The sequence below is a fragment of the Yersinia massiliensis genome, from assembly GCF_003048255.1.
In the GTDB taxonomy this organism is placed as follows: Bacteria; Pseudomonadota; Gammaproteobacteria; order Enterobacterales; family Enterobacteriaceae; genus Yersinia; species Yersinia massiliensis_A.
In genome coordinates, this window is record NZ_CP028487.1 from 4,601,690 (window position 1) to 4,617,859 (window position 16,170).

Below are 16,170 nucleotides of genomic sequence, written 5' to 3' on the forward strand. Positions count from 1 at the left end.
CGTAGAAAAAGGGCATCAAATGATGCCCTTTTATCGCATGTCGCGTCAAATCTTATTCAATGACTTTTGCAACAACGCCAGCACCTACAGTACGGCCGCCTTCACGAATAGCGAAGCGCAGACCATCATCCATTGCGATAGGTGCTATCAGATTAACAACCATGTTGATGTTGTCACCTGGCATAACCATCTCAACACCGTCAGGCAGTTCTATGGTACCTGTAACGTCAGTGGTACGGAAGTAGAACTGAGGACGGTAGCCTTTGAAGAATGGTGTATGGCGGCCACCTTCTTCTTTGCTCAGAATATAAACTTCTGATTCAAATTTAGTATGTGGTTTGATTGAGCCCGGTTTAGCCAATACTTGACCACGCTGAACATCGTCACGCTTAGTGCCACGCAGTAGGACACCCACGTTCTCACCTGCACGACCTTCATCCAGCAGTTTGCGGAACATCTCAACGCCAGTACAAGTTGTTTTAATGGTATCAATAATACCAACGATCTCAATTTCCTCGCCAACTTTGACGATACCGCGCTCTACACGACCCGTTACAACAGTACCACGGCCAGAGATAGAGAATACGTCTTCGATAGGCAGCAGGAATGGCTTATCAATCGCACGTTCTGGTTCTGGAATGTAAGAATCCAAGAACCCAGCCAGTTCGAGGATTTTTGCTTCCCATTCAGCTTCACCTTCCAACGCTTTCAGCGCAGAACCACGAACGACGGGTAGGTCGTCGCCAGGGAAATCATAAGTAGACAGAAGTTCACGAACTTCCATTTCTACCAGTTCCAACAGTTCTTCATCATCAACCATGTCACATTTGTTCATGAATACGATGATATAAGGAACACCAACCTGACGACCCAATAGGATGTGCTCACGGGTCTGAGGCATTGGACCATCAGTGGCAGCAACAACTAGGATCGCGCCGTCCATCTGTGCAGCACCCGTGATCATGTTTTTGACGTAGTCAGCATGGCCTGGGCAATCAACGTGCGCGTAGTGGCGCGATGGGGTGTCATATTCAACATGTGATGTGTTGATGGTGATACCACGGGCCTTCTCTTCCGGAGCGTTGTCGATCTGGTCGAATGCACGAGCACTACCGCCGTAAGTTTTAGCTAATACGGTAGTAATTGCAGCAGTTAGGGTAGTTTTACCATGGTCAACGTGGCCGATAGTACCCACATTAACGTGCGGTTTTGTACGTTCAAACTTTTCTTTAGACATCGATTGTCCCTCTAAGACACGGAATCGGTGGTTTCACCACATCAACCAAGCGCATGCTTGATGAATCCATAACACAGAAAGAAAAATCAGGGGAACGAGAAAATGAGAAATGGTGCTGATAGGCATATCTGAACTGCCGACCATACCCTTGCTAGGGCTGCTCTACCAACTGAGCCATATCAGCACATCTTGGAGCGGGCAGTGGGAATCGAACCCACATCATCAGCTTGGAAGGCTGAGGTAATAGCCATTATACGATGCCCGCATCTTAGAACTCGGCTACCTGACTTAATCTGCAGAACCTGAAAGGAAGGGCTTGGCCACTTCACTCTTCATCGAGAGCTTAGCTCTCGCCTTGAGTGTGTATTAGGGTCATTCTTCTGAATCACCCTGAGACTCAAGGTTAAATATGGTGGTGGGGGAAGGATTCGAACCTTCGAAGTCGATGACGGCAGATTTACAGTCTGCTCCCTTTGGCCGCTCGGGAACCCCACCTAATTGTAAGTACTTGAATGGTGCCGGCACCAAGAGTCGAACTCGGGACCTACTGATTACAAGTCAGTTGCTCTACCAACTGAGCTATGCCGGCATCAAGTGCTGCGCATTCTAGGTAGAGCTGGCCTATGATGCAACAAAAAAATTGCACAAGTCACTCTTTCGCTCACAAAATGGCCATTTTTTAAGTATTAGTCGTATTATTGACCACAAACAGTTCGATTTGCACCCACTACTTTAACCAGTTGAATTTTCATCGCTGATGGAAATTTGCATCCCAAAGTAGAGCACATTGCCCCAAAACAGTGCGCCTCTCTAAAAATCATTACGCTATGCTGGATATTTGCGCCGCAAAATATTTGGCTCGTTTATTGCTTAAGTATAAAGATGTTAGCTATTGTTTTTTGAGAGGATTTAGCATGAAGATAGTTCTACTTAACGCGGCTACATTGCCTGTTTACAAGAGCGAACTGGCAAAATTATTAATCGATGCTGTTTCTCATGGAGCTTCAATTGGCTACAACACACGCTCCCTATCTCAGGAAGAAGCTGAAAATTACGTTCAGAGCCTTCGCCCCGCTATCGCTAAAGGGACGCTGTTATTGTGGATAGCCCGCGATGAGATAGGTGTTACAGGTACTATTCAATTAGACCTTTGCCAAAAGTCGAATGGCTTAAATCGCGCTGAAGTACAAAAACTATTAGTGCATAGTCGCAGTCAACGTACCGGTATTGGCCATAAATTGATTATAGAAATGGAGAGTATTGCCGTTCAGTTACGTCGTGGATTGCTTTACCTAGATACCCAAGCAGGTTCTCCTGCAGAATCATTCTATCGCGCACAAGGATATTTTTGCATGGGTGCGATCCCTGACTACGCCTGTTCACCGGATGGTGAATATCATCCGACAGCAATTTACTTCAAGCGATTATTTACTGTTAATCAATCACATACAACGCAGGCCAGCTAAAGATAATGGCTGACATGAGTAAAAAGGCAATGACATATGAGAGGTCCTTCTCGCTAGCTGAAATAGCAACACACTTCAAAGAAATCACTCGCAAAGTACAAAAATGTCTACGCCAAAGAGCAAGCTGCCTATAATATGCAGCTTGTTTCTTATCTGGAGTTGGCGTCCAGCGCCTTGTCCAACTGCGTTAACAGGCAGAATTTGGCTTATGACAAAAAGAGATCAATCGTTAGCGACGCCTTATCTACAGTTCGATCGTACTCAGTGGGCGGCCCTGCGCGACTCAGTACCATTAACTCTAACTGAAGAAGAAATCGTTAAACTCAAAGGGATTAACGAAGATCTTTCTTTAGATGAAGTGGCGCAGATATATCTGCCACTCTCACGGCTACTTAACTTTTATATCAGCTCTAATCTGCGTCGTCAGGCTGTTCTAGAGCAATTTCTTGGTACGGATGGTCAACGTATTCCCTATGTCATTGGGATTGCGGGAAGCGTAGCCGTGGGTAAAAGTACCACAGCCCGCTTACTCCAAGCATTGCTGAGCCGCTGGCCGGAACATCGTAGTGTTGAACTCATCACCACAGATGGTTTTCTTTATCCGAATAAGGTGCTTAATGAGCGCGGTTTGATGAAGAAAAAAGGATTTCCACAGTCCTATGATATGCATAGTTTGGTAAAATTTGTCTCAGAGGTAAAATCAGGGGCTGATCATGTTACCGCGCCCGTTTATTCTCATTTAATATATGATGTCGTTCCTGACGGTAATAAGCTTATTAAGCAGCCAGACATTCTAATACTAGAAGGTTTGAATGTTCTGCAAAGTGGGATGGATTATCCTCATGACCCCCATCATGTATTTGTTTCAGACTTTGTAGACTTCTCTATATATGTCGATGCACCTGAGGATTTACTTCAAAGCTGGTATATTAATCGATTCCTTAAATTTAGACAGGGTGCATTTTCTAATCCTGATTCTTACTTCCATAATTATGCGAAGCTGCCAGAAACTGAGGCGATTAAAATTGCGACCCAGTTATGGAAAGAGATTAATGGATTGAATTTAAAACAAAATATCTTACCAACGCGTGAGAGAGCCAGTCTAATAATGACTAAAAGTGCCAATCATGCCGTTGAAAATGTTCGCTTGAGAAAATAATAAGTAGCGGGTAGCAATAACTACCCGCACAGAATTCTCTTAGGCACCACGAAGAGATATTTCGCCACCAATGTAAGGCTTTATATTTCCATTCTGCTCCAATAATAATGCCCCTTGCTGATCGATTCCTCGAGCCACTCCGTATATTTCTTGATTTCCTATGATAAGTTTTACAGGACGATCAAGATAATTATCCATTTCTCTCCAGCGTGAAATAAACGCTGACAGTCCTTCATTCTCAAATTTCACGACGGCCAACCGTAGTTCAGATAATAACTCTGCCGTTAACTTATTACGGTCGATAATAACACCGGCTTCCTGTAAATTAATCCAGTCTTGGCTAATAACATTCGTTGTCGACTCACGCATTGTCAGATTTATGCCAGCACCGATCACTAACTGCGCTGCATCACCTGTTTTACCCGTAAGTTCAACTAATATGCCAGCTAGCTTTTTATCATTTAAATACAGATCATTTGGCCACTTAACACGAACATCTCCAGCACCTAGCTTATGTAGCACTTCAGCCATGACAATCCCTACAACTAAGCTTAACCCCATCGCTGCTGCTGGCCCTTGCTCTAAGCGCCAGAACATGGACAAGTAGAGGTTGGCACCAAAAGGAGATATCCAGTGACGGCCGCGCCTACCTCTTCCAGCATGCTGATATTCAGCAACGCAGGCATCACCTGATTTCAGTTCGGTAATGCGATCTAATAAATATTGATTTGTAGAATCGACAACAGGTAAAACAGCCACCTGCCCTGCCGGCAGATAGCTTAGTATTTTCTTTTCATCTAGTAATTGGATAGGTGCTGGTAGGCTATAACCCTTACCAGGAACAGTAAAAACATCAAGTCCCCACTCTCTAATGGTTTGTATATGCTTGTTAATCGCTGCACGGCTCATGCCAAACACTTCACCCAATTGCTCACCAGAGTGAAATGCGCCGTCTGCTAATATACCGATCAACCGTAGAGGAATTTTTATATCTTTCATGACAAGCGCTCCACAGCATTAACCTCACCATCACTTGCAATAAAGCGCACTTCAGGTTCTAACCAGATAGAAAATTTGCTAGCCACTTGTTGGCGGATGTAACTAGCAAGGTTAAGAACATCCTGCCCTGTAGCTTCAGCAAGGTTGATCAGAACCAGAGCTTGTTGTTGATGTACTGCTGCCCCCCCAATCTGGTATCCCTTAAGTGCACATTGATCGATCAGCCAACCTGCAGCTAATTTTACTGACCCATCGAGTTGCAAATAGTGGGGTGCATTAGGGTAGCGTTTTACAATGTCTTCAGCGACAGTAGCGTCAACCACTGGGTTTTTAAAGAAACTACCAGCATTACCAGTCACTGTAGGATCTGGCAGTTTACTCCGGCGCATTTCACAGACTGAATCGAAGATTTCTTGAGGTGTAACACTTGAGGGATCCATACGGGTCAAATCACCGTAGCCCAATGTTGGTGTCCATGACTTCAATAGTTTGATACCAACAGCGACAATAGCATAGCCATCATCATACTGATGTTTAAAAATGCTATCTCGATAACCAAACTGGCAGTCTTGAGCTGAAAGGCGCAGAATAGTTCCTTCTTTCATATCAAGTAAATCAACGTATTCGCATACTTTTTGTAGTTCAACACCATAGGCACCGATATTTTGGATGGGCGCGGAACCAACACAGCCGGGAATCAATGCTAAGTTCTCTAAACCAGGCATACCATTTTGCAATGAGTAGCATACTAATTGGTGCCAATTTTCTCCTGCTCCAACATGCAAATGCCAAGCGATATCGTCTTCAGTAGAAGTAATACCCTTAATACGATTTAGTAGTACTGTCCCTGAATAATTTTCGATAAATAGAACATTACTGCCTTCACCTAGCAAAAGTACGGGCTGATGCTGAGAAGTGGACTCACCCCATGCATGAATCAATTCGTCAACAGAATTGGCACTGATTACGTTGCTTGCGTAGGCTGATAATGCAAAAGTATTGAGATGTTTTAGCGGAGAATTTTGATTCGACATTACATTAGATACTCATTCTAACTAGCTCTGACGCTAGTTTAACCGATCATAATACTCATATTGTATTTTGTTTTAAATGACGGCATAAAAAAAGCCCTCTGCTGTGCAGAAGGCTTTTCTTTTGACTGTGACCCATAGCAAAAACCCCACGCTTTTGGCATGGGGTCTCGGCTTATTTGATGCCTGGCAGTGTCCACTGTATTCGTCTCATCTTAAAGATGAGTCTCACCCCTGAAGGGGCCAGCGCAAGCGCTGTTCAAACTGCATTCGCAGTTTGTCGCATGTCATGCTCGAATAGCACTCTGCGAAAAACCATAAACAAAAAAGGCCACCCGTTAGGGTAGCCTCTTTTGTTTATTTGATGCCTGGCAGTGTCCTACTCTCGCATGGGGAGACCCCACACTACCATCGGCGCTACGGCGTTTCACTTCTGAGTTCGGCATGGGATCAGGTGGGACCACCGCGCTATGGCCGCCAGGCAAATTCTGTTTCAATCAACCCGCTACACGTCTCTTCGCGCAGCCAGTCAACCCAATCTCGGAACTTCGCTGAAAATCTCTCTCTCAATACCACCAAAACACCTTTGGTGTTGTAAGGTTAAGCCTCACGGATCATTAGTACTGGTTAGCTCAATGCATCGCTGCACTTACACACCCAGCCTATCAACGTCATCGTCTTTAACGTTCCTTCAGGGGGCTTGAAGCCCCAGGGAAGACTCATCTCGAGGCAAGTTTCCCGCTTAGATGCTTTCAGCGGTTATCTCTTCCGAATTTAGCTACCGGGCAATGCCATTGGCATGACAACCCGAACACCAGTGATTCGTCCACTCCGGTCCTCTCGTACTAGGAGCAGCCCCTCTCAATCTTCCAACGCCCACGGCAGATAGGGACCGAACTGTCTCACGACGTTCTAAACCCAGCTCGCGTACCACTTTAAATGGCGAACAGCCATACCCTTGGGACCTACTTCAGCCCCAGGATGTGATGAGCCGACATCGAGGTGCCAAACACCGCCGTCGATATGAACTCTTGGGCGGTATCAGCCTGTTATCCCCGGAGTACCTTTTATCCGTTGAGCGATGGCCCTTCCATTCAGAACCACCGGATCACTAAGACCTACTTTCGTACCTGCTCGAGCCGTCACTCTCGCAGTCAAGCTAGCTTATGCCTTTGCACTAACCTCACGATGTCCGACCGTGATTAGCTAACCTTCGTGCTCCTCCGTTACTCTTTGGGAGGAGACCGCCCCAGTCAAACTACCCACCAGACACTGTCCTCACCCCAGATTATGGGGCCGAGTTAGAACATCAAACATTAAAGGGTGGTATTTCAAGGTTGGCTCCATGCAGACTGGCGTCCACACTTCGATGCCTCCCACCTATCCTACACATCAAGGCTCAATGTTCAGTGTCAAGCTATAGTAAAGGTTCACGGGGTCTTTCCGTCTTGCCGCGGGTACACTGCATCTTCACAGCGAGTTCAATTTCACTGAGTCTCGGGTGGAGACAGCCTGGCCATCATTACGCCATTCGTGCAGGTCGGAACTTACCCGACAAGGAATTTCGCTACCTTAGGACCGTTATAGTTACGGCCGCCGTTTACTGGGGCTTCGATCAAGAGCTTCGCCTTGCGGCTGACCCCATCAATTAACCTTCCAGCACCGGGCAGGCGTCACACCGTATACGTCCACTTTCGTGTTTGCACAGTGCTGTGTTTTTATTAAACAGTTGCAGCCAGCTGGTATCTGCGACTGGCTTCAGCTCCGAGAGCAAGTCTCTTCACCTAGCGCCAGCGTGCCTTCTCCCGAAGTTACGGCACCATTTTGCCTAGTTCCTTCACCCGAGTTCTCTCAAGCGCCTGAGTATTCTCTACCTGACCACCTGTGTCGGTTTGGGGTACGATTTCATGTTACCTGATGCTTAGAGGCTTTTCCTGGAAGCATGGCATCAACTACTTCTGCACCGTAGTGCATCGTCATCACACCTCAGCGTTGATAAGCAACCGGATTTACCAAGTCACTCCGCCTACATGCTTAAACCGGGACAACCGTCGCCCGGCTAGCCTAGCCTTCTCCGTCCCCCCTTCGCAGTAACACCAAGTACAGGAATATTAACCTGTTTCCCATCGACTACGCTTTTCAGCCTCGCCTTAGGGGTCGACTCACCCTGCCCCGATTAACGTTGGACAGGAACCCTTGGTCTTCCGGCGTGCGGGTTTTTCACCCGCATTATCGTTACTTATGTCAGCATTCGCACTTCTGATACCTCCAGCAGTCCTCACAGACCACCTTCAACGGCTTACAGAACGCTCCCCTACCCAACAACGCCTAAGCGTCGCTGCCGCAGCTTCGGTGCATGGTTTAGCCCCGTTACATCTTCCGCGCAGGCCGACTCGACCAGTGAGCTATTACGCTTTCTTTAAATGATGGCTGCTTCTAAGCCAACATCCTGGCTGTCTATGCCTTCCCACATCGTTTCCCACTTAACCATGACTTTGGGACCTTAGCTGGCGGTCTGGGTTGTTTCCCTCTTCACGACGGACGTTAGCACCCGCCGTGTGTCTCCCGTGATAACATTCTTCGGTATTCGGAGTTTGCATCGGTTTGGTAAGCCGGGATGGCCCCCTAGCCGAAACAGTGCTCTACCCCCGAAGATGAGTTCACGAGGCGCTACCTAAATAGCTTTCGGGGAGAACCAGCTATCTCCCGGTTTGATTGGCCTTTCACCCCCAGCCACAAGTCATCCGCTAATTTTTCAACATTAGTCGGTTCGGTCCTCCAGTTAGTGTTACCCAACCTTCAACCTGCCCATGGCTAGATCACCGGGTTTCGGGTCTATACCTTGCAACTAGACGCCCAGTTAAGACTCGGTTTCCCTACGGCTCCCCTATTCGGTTAACCTTGCTACAAAATATAAGTCGCTGACCCATTATACAAAAGGTACGCAGTCACACCACGAAGGTGCTCCCACTGCTTGTACGTACACGGTTTCAGGTTCTATTTCACTCCCCTCGCCGGGGTTCTTTTCGCCTTTCCCTCACGGTACTGGTTCACTATCGGTCAGTCAGGAGTATTTAGCCTTGGAGGATGGTCCCCCCATATTCAGACAGGATGTCACGTGTCCCGCCCTACTCATCGAGTTCACAAGCAGTGTGTTTTGGTGTACGGGACTATCACCCTGTACCGTGCGACTTTCCAGACGCTTCCACTAACACACCACCTGATTCAGACTCTGGGCTGTTCCCCGTTCGCTCGCCGCTACTGGGGGAATCTCGGTTGATTTCTTTTCCTCGGGGTACTTAGATGTTTCAGTTCCCCCGGTTCGCCTCGTTAGACTATGTATTCATCTAACGATAGTGCAACGAATTGCACTGGGTTTCCCCATTCGGGTATCGTCGGTTATTACGCTTCATATCAGCTTACCGACGCTTTTCGCAGATTAGCACGCCCTTCATCGCCTCTGACTGCCTAGGCATCCACCGTGTACGCTTAGTCGCTTAACCTCACAACCCAAAGATGTTTTATCGTGAAGATAAAGACCTTCATGCTGTGATTATTGAGAGACTCTCACACAGGTTACTGATTATCCCGATACTTCTACGGTGAGATAATGTTCAGCTGTATGGTTTCAATTTTCAGCTTGTTCCAGATTGTTAAAGAGCAATAGCTTAAACACGACTTGTGAAAGTCATCTTTAAGATATTTTCGGTTTCGCAGAACCGGTGATAATGTCTTTCACACATTATCGGATTGGCGTCCCCAAGGGGATTCGAACCCCTGTTACAGCCGTGAAAGGGCAGTGTCCTAGGCCTCTAGACGATGGGGACACAAAAATGACTACTGAATCACTGATTCAGTATTTTTGTGTAAAGGTGAGAATGTGGTGACACATTCGAACGACTGATGCAGTTAAAACTCGATGCCGAGGTTTTATCGCACAATCATCACCCTCATCAACAGGTGCTTTGCTCTATTACATTCATCAGACAATCTGTGTGGACACTACGCAATGCGTATCGTGAGGTAAGGAGGTGATCCAACCGCAGGTTCCCCTACGGTTACCTTGTTACGACTTCACCCCAGTCATGAATCACAAAGTGGTAAGCGCCCTCCCGAAGGTTAAGCTACCTACTTCTTTTGCAACCCACTCCCATGGTGTGACGGGCGGTGTGTACAAGGCCCGGGAACGTATTCACCGTAGCATTCTGATCTACGATTACTAGCGATTCCGACTTCATGGAGTCGAGTTGCAGACTCCAATCCGGACTACGACAGACTTTATGTGGTCCGCTTGCTCTCGCGAGTTCGCTTCACTTTGTATCTGCCATTGTAGCACGTGTGTAGCCCTACTCGTAAGGGCCATGATGACTTGACGTCATCCCCACCTTCCTCCGGTTTGTCACCGGCAGTCTCCCTTGAGTTCCCACCATTACGTGCTGGCAACAAAGGATAAGGGTTGCGCTCGTTGCGGGACTTAACCCAACATTTCACAACACGAGCTGACGACAGCCATGCAGCACCTGTCTCACAGTTCCCGAAGGCACCGAAGCATCTCTGCTAAGTTCTGTGGATGTCAAGAGTAGGTAAGGTTCTTCGCGTTGCATCGAATTAAACCACATGCTCCACCGCTTGTGCGGGCCCCCGTCAATTCATTTGAGTTTTAACCTTGCGGCCGTACTCCCCAGGCGGTCGACTTAACGCGTTAGCTCCGGAAGCCACGCCTCAAGGGCACAACCTCCAAGTCGACATCGTTTACAGCGTGGACTACCAGGGTATCTAATCCTGTTTGCTCCCCACGCTTTCGCACCTGAGCGTCAGTCTTTGTCCAGGGGGCCGCCTTCGCCACCGGTATTCCTCCAGATCTCTACGCATTTCACCGCTACACCTGGAATTCTACCCCCCTCTACAAGACTCTAGCTTGCCAGTTTCAAATGCAGTTCCCACGTTAAGCGCGGGGATTTCACATCTGACTTAACAAACCGCCTGCGTGCGCTTTACGCCCAGTAATTCCGATTAACGCTTGCACCCTCCGTATTACCGCGGCTGCTGGCACGGAGTTAGCCGGTGCTTCTTCTGCGAGTAACGTCAATCACTGCGGTTATTAACCACAATGCCTTCCTCCTCGCTGAAAGTGCTTTACAACCCGAAGGCCTTCTTCACACACGCGGCATGGCTGCATCAGGCTTGCGCCCATTGTGCAATATTCCCCACTGCTGCCTCCCGTAGGAGTCTGGACCGTGTCTCAGTTCCAGTGTGGCTGGTCATCCTCTCAGACCAGCTAGGGATCGTCGCCTAGGTGAGCCATTACCCCACCTACTAGCTAATCCCATCTGGGTTCATCCGATGGCGTGAGGCCCGAAGGTCCCCCACTTTGCTCTTTCGAGGTCATGCGGTATTAGCTACCGTTTCCAGTAGTTATCCCCCTCCATCAGGCAGATCCCCAGACATTACTCACCCGTCCGCCGCTCGCCGGCAAAGTAGCAAGCTACTTTCCGCTGCCGCTCGACTTGCATGTGTTAGGCCTGCCGCCAGCGTTCAATCTGAGCCATGATCAAACTCTTCAATTTAAGATTTGTTTGATTTGCTACCGAAGTAGCGATGCTCAAAGATTACTTTCTGCAAATATGCATTCGAACCGAGGTTCAAATGTTTACTGCTTTGGTCACTCTTCAAGACTTTGATATTGCTTCTGCCTGTCGAAACAGGCTTCGATATCGTCTTGCGAGTGCCCACACAGATTGTCTGATAAATTGTTAAAGAGCGTTCGTTACCTGTTAACCTTGCGGTTAATCTGACGGTAACGCGGGAGGCAGATAATACGCTTTCCCGCTGAAGTGTCAAGATTTTCTTTTTAACTTTCGTTTAAAGAACTTGCTTATCACTTCCTAACCCGGCGATGTTTATGTCGTTGTTCCCGGTCAGTGGAGGCGCATTATAGGGAGTTCCTGACAGGCTGCAACCCTTAATTTCAAAAAAGTTTTCAACCGTGTTTTATTTAAACAACTTGCTGTGATAAACAGCGTAAAAGCTATTTTTCGCACTGTAACGCGGTAAAATCTTGAGTAAAGCGGTCTACTTGCTGCCAGTCGGTATACTCAACTTCTTTACTCGTATCGGTTTCTCCTCCAGTCATACGCATAATAAGTTGAATCATCACCCGATCTATCCAGCGATAGCGTGGATAGCGTAAAGCCCCAGCAAATACTGCACAAAGTGAGGGTTGCCAAGGAGTACTAAGTAAGAACTTACGCACATAGGCATTTGTTTGCGGGGAACGCTTCTCTGGTTTGCGCGCAGTCAGGTTCACGGCAAAGAAAGCACTCGGCATCTGATTCAGCTGTTCGATGTGTCCGGCAACAAATTGACTCAATACTGGGCTGAAACGCCCATAACGCACAGATGCACCAATCATGACTTGCTGGTATTGGCTCAAGTCGATTTGCCCAACTTGTGACAAGTCCTGTATTTCACACGTCCCCGCAACTGATAATTGCTTCGCGATATATGAAGCAATTGTATGTGTTTGACCATCACGGCTGGAGTAAAGTATCAGTACTTTCATAGCAATGTTCCTTATGCAGAATTACTCACGCCAGAATGTTGGAGTGAAAAGAACCAGCAAAGTGAATACCTCTAATCGACCAAATAGCATCGTTACCACCAATATCCATTTAGCTGCTGGATTCATAGAGGTGAAGTTATCTGCGACAACACCTAAACCTGGTCCTAGATTATTCAGCGTCGCAGTGACGGCGGCGAATGCTGAGAACTCATCGACTCCCGTAGCGATAATTGCCAGCATACTAATGATGAAAACCAAGGCGTAAGCTGAGAAGAAGCCCCAAACAGCTTCTAATATCCGCTCCGGCAACGCTCTTCGCCCCAGTTTGATGGTATATACCGCATTCGGGTGGACGAGTCGTTTTAGTTCACGTGAGCCTTGCAAATAAAGCAGTAAGATGCGGATTACCTTCAAACCGCCCCCTGTTGAGCCCGCACACCCGCCGATAAAAGCAGAACATAATAAGAGTATCGGTAAGAACAACGGCCACTTAGAAATACTGTCTGTCGTGAACCCCGCCGTAGTCGCCATTGACACCACTTGGAAAAAGGCCTGATTTAAAGTTTCTAGGCCCGATTTGTACACGCTATGCTGCCAAAGTACTAACGTACAAACGATAACCAGCGTCAATTGTACAAAAATAAACATACGGAATTCGGGATCGCGCCAATAAACTTTCAAACTGCGGCCACTCAGAACCGCAAAATGCAGACCAAAGTTACACCCAGAAATCAGCAAGAAAACACCAATAATGGTGTTAATCGTGGGGCTGTTGAAGTAGCCGATACTAGCATCATGAGTTGAAAAACCGCCGATGGCTATAGTAGAAAAACTGTGAGAGATGGCATCAAACACTGACATCCCTGCTCCCCAAAGAGAGAGCGCGCAAGCAATGGTGAGTAATACGTAGATAAGCCAAAGTGTTTTTGCCGTTTCGGCAATTCGGGGGCGCATTTTATTATCTTTCAGTGGGCCAGGCATTTCAGCTCGATAAAGCTGCATCCCCCCTACACCTAAAATAGGAAGGATAGCCACTGCCAACACAATGATCCCCATGCCACCAAGCCATTGCAACATTTGCCGGTAGAATAAAATGGCTTTGGGTAATGAATCCAACCCGACTAGCGTTGTCGCGCCAGTTGTCGTCAGCCCTGAGAAAGATTCAAAGAATGCATCGGTCAACGAAAGATTTGGGCGTTCGGAAAATAAGAAAGGGAGTGATCCCACACTGCCCAACACAGTCCAAAATAGGACTACGATTAGGAAACCTTCACGGGGCTTCAGCTCGTGCTTTTGTTTCCGATTCGGAAGCCAAAGCAAAAGACCTATTGATAAGGCAACAAAAAAAGTTTCGCTGAAGGCACGGCCAGCACCATCACGATAGATTAAGGCTACTAGTCCTGGAATAAACATTGTTCCAGAGAATAAGATGACCAGCAGACCAACAATACGGGTTATGGCACGAAAATGCATTCCGGCACGTTCCTTAGCAATTCACTTGGATGGGGATTATTGCGAAATGGGCGTCAATTGCAACGTACCACGACTGAGATCACGCAATTTATCCCCGACCTGACTGGCTTGAGTTGCTGGCAAAGAGAGATGAAGCGTCACGAGCTCCGCATATTCACTCTGTAATGTCTGGCCTTCAACCTGCTGTAATAATGTTTCTACCATAGCAAGCTGTGCATAGTCACACTGCAAAGTATATTCTACCTGTGGAACTTTATATTTTACTTCTATCTGTTTTAGCGCTTGCTGCACACCACTTCCATAAGCCCGAACCAACCCTCCGGTACCCAGCTTGATGCCGCCATAATAGCGCACGACCACAGCGGTAATCTCACCAATACCACTGCCCATAAGTTGAGCCAATATGGGTTTACCTGCCGTGCCGGAGGGTTCACCATCATCAGAAAAACCTAATTGCTGTGAATCCGCGGGCGTACCAGCCACAAATGCCCAGCAGTGATGCCGGGCAGTTGGGTGTTGTTGCTTGATCTGCTGAACAAAATCTTTCGCTTCATTCACTCCACAGGTATGGGCCAGTAAAGTAATAAAGCGACTTTTTTTGATCTCTTCGCTGATTGACACCGATGCGGCAGGTATCAGGTAAGGCTGCATCAGGCTAATTTCAGGTCTCGTGTCATATTCTCAACCCGCTTATCATGGATAACAATATTGTCTTCAATACGTATACCGCCATAAGGCTTCAACGCATCAATACGATCCCAATTAAAGTGTTTGCTAAATTCCCCAGTACGCCACGGTGCCAGCAGAGACTCGATAAAATAAAGTCCAGGCTCAATAGTGAGTACCATGCGAGGTTGCAGAATACGAGTGCAACGCAGGTAAGGATACTTGGATGGCGCATTCAAGTGGGTGCCTTTATCATCTTGCATGAATCCAGCAGTATCATGAACTTGCAATCCTAAAGGATGCCCTAAACCATGTGGGAGGAATGGACAAGTAATACCTTGTTCAACCATCGCCTCTTCGCTGATCCCCGTGACCAAGTGGTGTACACGCAATAATTTGGCAATACGATGGTGCATCTGAACATGATAGTCGGTGTAGCGTTCGCCACTTTTGATAGTCTTTATCAGTTCAAGCTGCTCAATATTAAGATCCTTAATGAGAGCAGCAAAATCACTGTCACTCTCTGCGGCATAGGTCCGAGTCAGATCAGCCGCATAGCCGTTATATTCAGCGCCAGCATCCATGAGGAAGCTACGCATTTCTGCAGGAGGTTGGTGCTGTAATGTAGTGTAATGAAGTACTGCCGAGTGTTCATTCAAGGCAACAATATTATCATATGGAACATCAGTATCCCGATGGCCCGTCGCCATCAGATAGGCTAAGTTGATATCAAACTCACTCATACCAGACTGGAATGCTTCATAAGCCGCACGATGCCCAACGACAGCAGTCTTTTGTGCTTCGCGCATACATGCCAGTTCGTAGTCCGTTTTATAAGAGCGGTAGAAATGAAGATAGTCCAGCACAGGTTGCGGATTGATATTTTCAGCACTGAATCCCAGAGCCTGGGCTCGTTGTTGCGCATATCCAATATAAGCAACACGCTCACGCTGCACAGGTAATTGCTGTGCAATATCATCGGCTTTAGTTAATGGCTGGATATCAATAGCTTTCGTCCAAAAGCTATCCGGTAATGGCTCAACACAATGCCAATAGTCTACTGGGGAGTAAAACCATAACTTTGGCTTGTTGACGCCATCAACCCATAGCCAGCAATTGGGGACTTGAGTCACAGGCACCCAAGCTTTGAACTGTGCGTTCACTTTAAAAGGATAATCACGATCATCAAGAAAAATTCTTTGTAATTCACCAGAATGAATCAGTAAAGCATCTAACTGATGGCGCTCAAGCACATCACGAGTGCGCTGTTGTAAGGTAGATAAATGTTCGTTATATAAAGAAGCTAGCGTTTCCATCACAGTACCCTTCGCTATTAGAACCTAATTCTTTAATCTTATCATAGTCCCGAAGGCATGTTTCGACGACCACGCATTCCATAAGATGATAACAATGGCATCTAAAGTAACTGACGTTATCACTAGCTCGCAAGTAGACCGAAAGGCCACTTTTCTGCCTCTAGATACATCTCGAATAAATTTGATGTAAATCAATTACCCGATCTGACTGACTGTGATCTTCACTGCAAAATACCAATATCTTATTTGCAATTTTTTAAC

9 protein-coding genes, 5 tRNA genes and 3 rRNA genes are annotated in these 16,170 nt (G+C 47.1%); 2 read left to right on the forward strand and 15 right to left on the reverse strand.

Going from position 1 to position 16,170, the window contains the following annotated elements:
- Nucleotides 1–52: 52 nt before the first annotated feature.
- The 5 genes from tuf to DA391_RS21435 all read right to left on the reverse strand — a co-directional run bounded on the left by tuf (nucleotide 53) and on the right by DA391_RS21435 (nucleotide 1,826).
- Complete coding sequence (gene tuf / locus DA391_RS21415) at nucleotides 53–1,237, reverse strand: elongation factor Tu (RefSeq protein WP_049611267.1); 1,185 nt, start codon at nucleotides 1,235–1,237, stop codon at nucleotides 53–55.
- 110 nt (nucleotides 1,238–1,347) lie between these two features.
- A tRNA-Ala gene (locus DA391_RS21420) sits at nucleotides 1,348–1,421 on the reverse strand.
- A 6-nt stretch (nucleotides 1,422–1,427) separates the two neighbouring features.
- A tRNA-Gly gene (locus tag DA391_RS21425) sits at nucleotides 1,428–1,502 on the reverse strand.
- Between the two features lie 145 nt (nucleotides 1,503–1,647).
- Nucleotides 1,648–1,732: transfer RNA gene (locus DA391_RS21430), tRNA-Tyr, on the reverse strand.
- A gap of 18 nt (nucleotides 1,733–1,750) precedes the next feature.
- Nucleotides 1,751–1,826, reverse strand: a tRNA-Thr gene (locus DA391_RS21435).
- 325 nt (nucleotides 1,827–2,151) lie between these two features.
- On the opposite strand from DA391_RS21435, the gene DA391_RS21440 reads away from it, so the two are divergent.
- Entirely contained in the window at nucleotides 2,152–2,703 is a 552-nt protein-coding gene (locus DA391_RS21440) for a GNAT family N-acetyltransferase (RefSeq protein ID WP_108088187.1), read from the forward strand.
- A 208-nt stretch (nucleotides 2,704–2,911) separates the two neighbouring features.
- Complete coding sequence (coaA, locus tag DA391_RS21445; protein ID WP_050083722.1) at nucleotides 2,912–3,862, forward strand: type I pantothenate kinase; 951 nt, start codon at nucleotides 2,912–2,914, stop codon at nucleotides 3,860–3,862.
- Between the two features lie 39 nt (nucleotides 3,863–3,901).
- Here the strand turns inward: coaA and birA are convergent, their stop codons facing one another.
- The 10 genes from birA to pepQ all read right to left on the reverse strand — a co-directional run bounded on the left by birA (nucleotide 3,902) and on the right by pepQ (nucleotide 15,909).
- Complete coding sequence (birA, locus tag DA391_RS21450) at nucleotides 3,902–4,861, reverse strand: bifunctional biotin--[acetyl-CoA-carboxylase] ligase/biotin operon repressor BirA (protein WP_108088188.1); 960 nt, start codon at nucleotides 4,859–4,861, stop codon at nucleotides 3,902–3,904.
- Entirely contained in the window at nucleotides 4,858–5,895 is a 1,038-nt protein-coding gene (gene murB, locus DA391_RS21455) for a UDP-N-acetylmuramate dehydrogenase (RefSeq protein WP_050083724.1), read from the reverse strand. The genes birA and murB overlap by 4 nt, the downstream gene beginning before the upstream one ends.
- Before the next feature lie 363 nt (nucleotides 5,896–6,258).
- Nucleotides 6,259–6,374 (reverse strand): 5S ribosomal RNA (gene rrf / locus DA391_RS21460).
- A gap of 114 nt (nucleotides 6,375–6,488) precedes the next feature.
- Nucleotides 6,489–9,395: ribosomal RNA gene (locus DA391_RS21465) — 23S ribosomal RNA — on the reverse strand.
- 248 nt (nucleotides 9,396–9,643) lie between these two features.
- Nucleotides 9,644–9,719, reverse strand: a tRNA-Glu gene (locus tag DA391_RS21470).
- A 197-nt stretch (nucleotides 9,720–9,916) separates the two neighbouring features.
- A 16S ribosomal RNA gene (locus tag DA391_RS21475) occupies nucleotides 9,917–11,459 on the reverse strand.
- Together the 16S, 23S and 5S rRNA genes with 1 tRNA gene alongside form the textbook arrangement of a ribosomal RNA operon.
- A gap of 461 nt (nucleotides 11,460–11,920) precedes the next feature.
- Nucleotides 11,921–12,454, reverse strand: coding sequence for a menaquinone-dependent protoporphyrinogen IX dehydrogenase (gene hemG, locus DA391_RS21485; RefSeq protein ID WP_108088189.1), 534 nt, complete (start codon nucleotides 12,452–12,454; stop codon nucleotides 11,921–11,923).
- A 21-nt stretch (nucleotides 12,455–12,475) separates the two neighbouring features.
- A complete protein-coding gene (gene trkH / locus DA391_RS21490; protein ID WP_050083299.1) occupies nucleotides 12,476–13,927 on the reverse strand; it encodes a Trk system potassium transporter TrkH in 1,452 nt (483 codons plus the stop codon).
- A 36-nt stretch (nucleotides 13,928–13,963) separates the two neighbouring features.
- On the reverse strand, nucleotides 13,964–14,578 hold the full coding sequence (locus DA391_RS21495; protein WP_050083300.1) for an IMPACT family protein: 615 nt from the start codon (nucleotides 14,576–14,578) through the stop codon (nucleotides 13,964–13,966).
- Nucleotides 14,578–15,909, reverse strand: coding sequence for a Xaa-Pro dipeptidase (pepQ, locus tag DA391_RS21500; protein ID WP_057650585.1), 1,332 nt, complete (start codon nucleotides 15,907–15,909; stop codon nucleotides 14,578–14,580). The genes DA391_RS21495 and pepQ overlap by 1 nt, the downstream gene beginning before the upstream one ends.
- Between the last annotated feature and the right edge of the window lie 261 nt (nucleotides 15,910–16,170).

What these genes read in the sequence shown, in the direction of transcription:
- tuf (WP_049611267.1), bottom strand. Translation starts at nt 1,237, where the DNA reads ATGTCTAAAGAAAAGTTTGAACGTACAAAACCGCACGTTAATGTGGGT.
- DA391_RS21440 (WP_108088187.1), top strand. Translation starts at nt 2,152, where the DNA reads ATGAAGATAGTTCTACTTAACGCGGCTACATTGCCTGTTTACAAGAGC.
- coaA (WP_050083722.1), top strand. Translation starts at nt 2,912, where the DNA reads ATGACAAAAAGAGATCAATCGTTAGCGACGCCTTATCTACAGTTCGAT.
- birA (WP_108088188.1), bottom strand. Translation starts at nt 4,861, where the DNA reads ATGAAAGATATAAAAATTCCTCTACGGTTGATCGGTATATTAGCAGAC.
- murB (WP_050083724.1), bottom strand. Translation starts at nt 5,895, where the DNA reads ATGTCGAATCAAAATTCTCCGCTAAAACATCTCAATACTTTTGCATTA.
- hemG (WP_108088189.1), bottom strand. Translation starts at nt 12,454, where the DNA reads ATGAAAGTACTGATACTTTACTCCAGCCGTGATGGTCAAACACATACA.
- trkH (WP_050083299.1), bottom strand. Translation starts at nt 13,927, where the DNA reads ATGCATTTTCGTGCCATAACCCGTATTGTTGGTCTGCTGGTCATCTTA.
- DA391_RS21495 (WP_050083300.1), bottom strand. Translation starts at nt 14,578, where the DNA reads ATGCAGCCTTACCTGATACCTGCCGCATCGGTGTCAATCAGCGAAGAG.
- pepQ (WP_057650585.1), bottom strand. Translation starts at nt 15,909, where the DNA reads ATGGAAACGCTAGCTTCTTTATATAACGAACATTTATCTACCTTACAA.